This is a genomic window from Streptomyces chryseus, from assembly GCF_014650755.1.
Classification (GTDB): domain Bacteria; phylum Actinomycetota; class Actinomycetes; order Streptomycetales; family Streptomycetaceae; genus Streptomyces; species Streptomyces chryseus.
The window spans coordinates 1-5164 of the sequence record NZ_BMVO01000060.1 but is presented as its reverse complement, the minus strand read 5'-3'; the positions used below and the strand labels follow the sequence as shown (position 1 = coordinate 5164).

4 protein-coding genes are annotated in these 5164 nt (G+C 63.0%); all 4 read left to right on the top strand.

Annotated features, from left to right (window positions below; genetic code table 11):
• Positions 1 to 555 precede the first annotated feature (555 nt).
• The 4 genes from IE185_RS33560 (at position 556) to IE185_RS32640 (ending at position 5025) form a co-directional block, all read left to right on the top strand.
• Complete coding sequence (locus IE185_RS33560) at positions 556 to 759, top strand: hypothetical protein (RefSeq protein WP_229843857.1); 204 nt, start codon at positions 556 to 558, stop codon at positions 757 to 759.
• Between the two features lie 395 nt (positions 760 to 1154).
• Complete coding sequence (locus IE185_RS32650) at positions 1155 to 1448, top strand: hypothetical protein (protein ID WP_138898493.1); 294 nt, start codon at positions 1155 to 1157, stop codon at positions 1446 to 1448.
• A gap of 461 nt (positions 1449 to 1909) precedes the next feature.
• Positions 1910 to 2446, top strand: coding sequence for a hypothetical protein (locus IE185_RS32645; protein ID WP_229843855.1), 537 nt, complete (start codon positions 1910 to 1912; stop codon positions 2444 to 2446).
• 242 nt (positions 2447 to 2688) lie between these two features.
• Positions 2689 to 5025, top strand: coding sequence for a glycoside hydrolase domain-containing protein (locus IE185_RS32640; protein ID WP_229843853.1), 2337 nt, complete (start codon positions 2689 to 2691; stop codon positions 5023 to 5025).
• Positions 5026 to 5164: the final 139 nt, after the last annotated feature.

Genomic DNA, 5164 nt, shown 5'->3' with positions numbered 1-5164 from the left:
ACGACGCTGCGTCCGCGACTACGAACGACTCTCAGAGCATCACGAAGCCATGGTGAAGTGGTCAATGATCATCCTCATGACCCGCCGCCTCGCACGACACACACCTCACACACCCACCAGCCCGTGACCGGTTCTCAACCAGGCACTAAGTGCGGGGCTCCTCTCACGATCTCGACCACGCCACATGCATCACGGGGGGACCACCCATGCCCATTACCACTCGCCCGCGGCATCTCATGCGATTCGCAGTAGCCGCAATGACGCTTGCCACAGTTGGCCTGACGGCGCCTCAGGTATCCGCCGTCGAAGGGCCCTCCGTTTCCGGTGTCGCGATATCGCCCACTGCCTCCAAGGCCACGCGCACCATTGCAGCCTCCCAGGCAACTGCGGTGCGGGCGACGGCGAACCTCTGTGGTTCAGCCTATGTACTGCAGTCGGCCGAACGTCTGCCGGACGCGCGGCGGTTCGGCACCCTATTCACGTACACCCCGGGGTGGCGATGGGTACACAGGCGCCTGCGCGGTCTTCGACAACAACTCCGGCACGACGAAGTACATGAAGCTCAAGCTGTGCACCCACAGGACCGAGCCGAGGTGCGACACCGACGAGGGCAGCTTCAGCCAGTACGCGGGCCCAGTCACCATCACGGGTACACACAGTGAGATCTTCTGCTCCAAGGTCACCGCGGTCATGAAGAGCAGCAAGACCGCCACCGTAGCGCTGATCGACCGAGTCAGCTCCGCCACGCCATGCAACTGAGAGCAGGGGCGCCGGGCCGTGTGCCGTCATCACGGGGCGGGCTGGGCGGGCGAGTGCAGGGACTTGCGCTGAGCGCCATGGCAGTCGCCGCTTGCACGCTCACCGTCTCGTGCAGCGGGACGAATAGCGACAACGGTGGCGTTGACAGTGGTGCGGTGACGGCCTCCACGCCGCTCCCCACCGAATCAGCGGCGCTTCCAGCACCGAGCGAGTCAAAGCCGGCACGATCGTCCGCCGCCCCGGTGTCTCCGTCTCTCTCGGCGACCGCCGACCCCAGCAAAGAGGCGGCGGACAAGGCAGCCGGGGAGCGAGTCGCGGATGCGGCCCATGGGAAGCCGATAACGTCATCGCCGCCCAGTGGTGTGGTCTCGGGCGGTGAGACCTTCGGTACTCCCGTGGCCACCGATGGGGACGTCGTGGTCTATGCCCCCACCCGCACCACATCCGGACTGACCATTCCCGTGAAGATCACCAACAATGGTGACCGGCGAGCCATCTACCAGGTCGATGTGCGCATCACAGGCCCAGGCGGGTTCGACGCGACAGCACAAGTCAAGACCACGGTAGTCGGCCTATACCCCGGGACATCGTGGCCCACTGAACTCACCGCTAAGGACCCCGGCAAGCCGGTGCCGGAGCATCCCATCGTGACGATCGAGAAGAACACCAAGCAGGAACTCCGCAGCTGACCCAGTTGGCGGGCCCGCAGCGCTCCGCGGGCAGTAGGCTACCCTGCTCTGCCCCTGCAGCACCGGGCGCCCGGCTTACCGTTTCCGAGCAAGAAGCCGGCCTGTGGCCGCCGGGGACGGCCCTCGGGGACCACCGAGGCACCCGAGAACAAGGGTGCATCTAGGCCCTCAGGGATGACACTGGCACTCCCGCAGCCAGAGCGCTCACAGCGAGATAGCACCTCATCTCATTCTGAGCAGGTGTTCTTCGCTGGAGCGTGCGGGTTGGCCGACGCAGACCTGCCGTCCCGAAGAGTCTCGCATTCCCGCGCCCTCACGCTCGCCCATACACAGCGCGGATCGATACTTCGGCCGTCGCCCTACATGCGGCACCGATGCACCGGCGCGCTCCACGCAATGCATTACCGCGCACTGGGTAGGCCATGTCGCGCTCATTCACCACTAAAGCCAGAGGATGCATTATGAATCGCACCATCATGCGCCTGTCCACGTTCACTGCGACGGCTGCCGCCTGCAGCGCAGTCATGCTGACGTCGCACTCTGCGAGTGCAGCTGAGACGTGCTCGACGGCATCCGGCAACGTACGAGCCATCGACCTTCCCGGACTGAAGCCGGACACTCAGATCGGTGCCGATGTTTGCGCCGCCCCGTCAGCTGACGGGAAGATAAAGACCAACACCACCCTCAACTGGGGCATCCTCGATGACCAAGTACAGGACGCCGGCAAGCGGTTCACGTCGTTCAAGGTAACCACTCGCCTGGAGAACCGTGCGACGTCGTCCGGCGCCGACACTGTGATTACCAGCAACACGTGTGACTTCACGGACAAGCTGAACCAGAGCTACGCCGACGCAAGCGGGCTGACCTGTTCCTCGCCGGCTGCCGCGTTCAACCCGAATCTGTGGTGGTCGGGCGACGCGACCGTCGTCTACGACATCGAAGCAGACGGCAAGGGCCCGATCACCTGGCAGCTCACCGGATCTCCGCTCGTCAGCTGAGTGAGGAGTCGGTCCTGCCGGTACCACGTGGCGGTACCGGCAGGACCGACTTGGCGTACGGGGTACACGCTCCCAATCTGATCTGGAGTCTCAGCAGGGGGCTGCCCTCGCACGCGTCCGTATGGCGCATCATCCGGTCCCACGCGCTGCTGTGAAGGCTGCCCAGTCGTTCGTCTCGACCGGTTCGAGCTCGCCACTTCCCCCCTCACATATCGAAGAGTCGAAGGAACGGATTGCCCGCCATGGCTGACGGAATGGTTCTTCAGGCCCAGAAATGGGTCAACGCGACGTACAAGAGTGTCGCCGGCTACAGCCCCGTGAAGGAGGACGGGAAGACCGGCTGGAACACCATGTACTCCCTGACCCGGGCGTTGCAGCACGAGCTCGGGATCACGACGCTCTCCAACGCCTTCGGTCCCACCACGTTGTCGAAGTTGGCGGCCAAGGGGCCCATCAAGGTCGGTGAGGCGAACAAGAACATAGTTAAGATCATCCAGTGTGGTCTTTATTGCAAGGGTTATAGCGCCGGGGCCATCGACGGGGAGATGTCGAACTCCACTTTGTTCGGCTTCAAGACGATGATGGAAGACATGGGCATTCCGGCGATAGAGATCGGCAATGCCCTGCCGGCCAAGGTCTTCAAAGCCTTGCTCACCATGGATGCCTACATCTTCCTGTCCGGCGGACTGGAGCAGATCCGCCTCATGCAGCAGTGGCTCAACGCCCGCTACTGGGGGAAGTCGACCTTCTTCATCGGCCCGTGCGACGGGTTCTTCTCCCGTGACGTGCAGCAGGCCCTTATCAAGGGGATCCAGTACGAGTCGGGGATTCCCGAGGGCTCAGCCAACGGCGTCTTCGGTCCCGGCACGGAAGCGGGCCTGCGGGCCCACACGCTCGCCGAAGGCGACTCCGGGACATGGGTGCAACTGTTCTCCGCCGCCTGTGTGGCGAACGGTCCCTCGAACACGAGTGGCGACATCGCCAGCTTCAGCTACGAGTTCGGCCCGAAGCTCGCGAGCTGGGTGAAGAAGTTCCAGAGCTTCTCCGCGATCAGTGTGACGGGTAAGGCCGACTTCGACACCTGGGCGCAGCTGCTGGTTGCCTACGGCAATCCTGACCGGGATGTCAACTGTTGCGACACCCGTTTCACCATCACCTCCTCTCGGGCGAAGGCGCTCTACGATGCCGGCTACCGCGCCGTAGGCCGCTACCTCGACGAGCCGCCCGGGAGCACCCTGAACAAGGAGATACAGCCCGGAGAGCTGGACGCGATCTTCTCCGCTGGTCTGAACGTCATCCCGCTGTGGCAGTACGACGCGCGGAAGCTCGCGGACTTCTCGTACTCCAACGGCTACTCGCACGGGCGCAAGGCGCACGAACGGGCTGAAGGCTATGGATTCAACCGGAGCACGGTGATCTACTTCGCGGTCGACTACGACGCCACGCAAGCGGAGATGGACAAGATCGTCGACTACTTCATCGGCGTGAACGACGCCCTGAAGAGCAATGGCAGCAAGTACATCACCGGCGTGTACGGTTCCCGGAATGTGTGCGCCAGCGTGTCCGGAGGTGCCTATGTGCCGTACGCGTACGTCTCGGGCATGTCCTATGGATTCTCCGGAAACCTCGGATTCCCCCTCCCGCAGAACTGGACGTTCAACCAGATCAAGGAGTTCAACTTCTCCGCGGGTTCGGACACCTTCGCACTGGACCGGGTGGCACACCGCCCCGGCTCGGACTTCGGGCAGAACTCGGTCAACCAGTCGGGAACTTCATCGGTCGATAAGTTCGTCGCGTATGTCCATAAGGTGTACGACGCCGCCGTCGCGTACGGAAAGGGCAACGCGAACGAACTGTCCCTGCAGTTCATGCGCTGGGACAAGTACACCGACTCCCGCTGGGGATCGCTGTTCGGTGATGTGGACAGCGCGTTCATCCAGTTCGCTGTCGCCCGGGGACTCGGCCGCGCGAGGGAGCAGGCGTACACCGACCCGTCGATGGGTGTCACCATCAGCCCGGACCACCTGATCGCCAGTGCCGCAGGCTACTACCTCAAGGGGAACGCCGGAGTCGGCAAGGCGAATCGTGCCGAGCTCGCCAGTTGGGGTGGGGACCTGCTCACCTTCTACGGCGAATGGAGTCGTTCGGACAACGCATCCCCGCTGGACTTCTGCCGCAGGACACTGGCCAGGCCCGATGTCGCGTCCACGTTCTCGCTCAGCGACCTGATCGAGGACATCGATGGGTTTACGGTCGCGACCAAGCTGAAGGCCGGCAGCACGAACATCGTCACCGAACTCAGGAAGATTCTGCTCGGTGGGGGTCACAAGACGCGTTTCAGTAACTTCAAAGCGGCTAGGTTCGGCAACACAACCGACGGCGTCAAGAAGACGGCGAAGGCGTTTCTCGAGGACCAGATCGACGACACTCTGCTGTCGAGTACGCGTGCACTGCTGATCCAGAGGAACTGTCCGCTCCTCAAGGAGCCCTGGAACGAGTCCGACTCCGTGATGGATGAGTTCTACCGGGGATTCGCCGAAGTTCTGCAGCGTCTCATCGATCAGCAAGTGACCCGCTGAAACAGGTTCCTCGGCCGAACGGAAGTGAACCTTCGCTAAGACTTGTCCCGTAACTGCTGGTCAGGGGTGAGATGATCTTGACGTGTCTGGTGTGATCACGGCGTCGCAGCCCTCTTGGATAGCCCCGTTCAGCGGGTTG

Coding starts and splice junctions, on each gene's coding strand:
- IE185_RS33560 (WP_229843857.1), top strand. CDS start 556: ATGAAGCTCAAGCTGTGCACCCACAGGACCGAGCCGAGGTGCGACACC.
- IE185_RS32645 (WP_229843855.1), top strand. CDS start 1,910: ATGAATCGCACCATCATGCGCCTGTCCACGTTCACTGCGACGGCTGCC.
- IE185_RS32640 (WP_229843853.1), top strand. CDS start 2,689: ATGGCTGACGGAATGGTTCTTCAGGCCCAGAAATGGGTCAACGCGACG.